Origin of the sequence: Acidovorax sp. NO-1, assembly GCF_000238595.1 — a bacterium.
Taxonomy (GTDB): domain Bacteria; phylum Pseudomonadota; class Gammaproteobacteria; order Burkholderiales; family Burkholderiaceae_C; genus Acidovorax.
Genome location: NZ_AGTS01000154.1, coordinates 1 through 973, shown reverse-complemented (window position 1 = coordinate 973; position 973 = coordinate 1). Strand labels below are relative to the sequence as shown.

Annotated in this window: 1 protein-coding gene; it reads right to left on the bottom strand. The window is 68.6% G+C overall.

Translation table 11 applies throughout. From position 1 onward, the window contains the following. Positions 1-37: 37 nt before the first annotated feature. Positions 38-973, bottom strand: a 936-nt coding sequence (locus KYG_RS22370) for a methyl-accepting chemotaxis protein (protein ID WP_008907217.1), incomplete at its 5' end; no start/stop codon positions are given.

The following is a 973-nucleotide window of genomic DNA, read 5'->3' as shown; positions in this document are numbered from 1 at the left end:
TTTTTCGCTCTGCTTCTCAGGGGCCTGCCGCCCCCGCTCAGAAGCTTTCCCAGTCGTCCTCGCTGCCGCCCTTGGCCGCCGGGGCTGGCGCTGGCGGCTTGCTGGCCGCGCTGGCCTTGGGCGCTTGCAGGCTGGCCGGGGCGCTGGCCTTGCGCGTTGCACTGCCCACGCTTTTGGCCGCTGTGCGCTGGGGCGCGGGAATGGGTGCGCGGGGTGCTGCGGCCGGGGCGCTGCGGATCACAGGGCTGGCGGTGCGGGTGGTGGCGCTGGCGTCGAGCTTGAAGACGGCCACGGCGTTGACGAGTTCTCCCGCCTGGGCGTTCAGGGCACTGGCAGCGGCGGCCATTTCTTCCACCAGGGCGGCGTTTTGCTGGGTGGCCTGGTCCATTTGCGTGACGGCTTCGCCCACCTGGCCTACGCCGGCGCTTTGTTCGCTGCTGGCGGCGCTGATCTCGCCCATGATGTCGGTCACGCGCCGGATGGCGCTCACCACTTCGGTCATGGTGGCTCCGGCTTTATCGACCAGGGCGGTACCTTGTTCCACGCGTTCGACGCTGGCGGTGATGAGGCTTTTGATTTCCTTGGCGGCTTCGGCGCTGCGCCCGGCCAGGCTGCGCACTTCTCCGGCCACCACGGCAAAGCCGCGGCCTTGTTCGCCGGCGCGGGCGGCTTCCACGGCGGCGTTGAGCGCCAGGATGTTGGTCTGGAAGGCGATGCCGTCGATCACGCTGATGATGTCGGCAATCTTCTTGCTGCTGTCGTTGATGCCTTTCATGGTCTCGACCACTTCGGCAACCACGTCGCCGCCCTGCACGGCCACGGTGGAGGCGCTGACAGCGAGCTGGTTGGCTGCGCGGGCGTTGTCGGCGTTCTGGCGTACGGTGGAGCCCAGCTCTTCCATGGAGGCTGCCGTTTCTTCCAGTGCGCTGGCCTGCTGCTCGGTGCGCGCCGACAGGTCGTTGTTGCCCGAGGC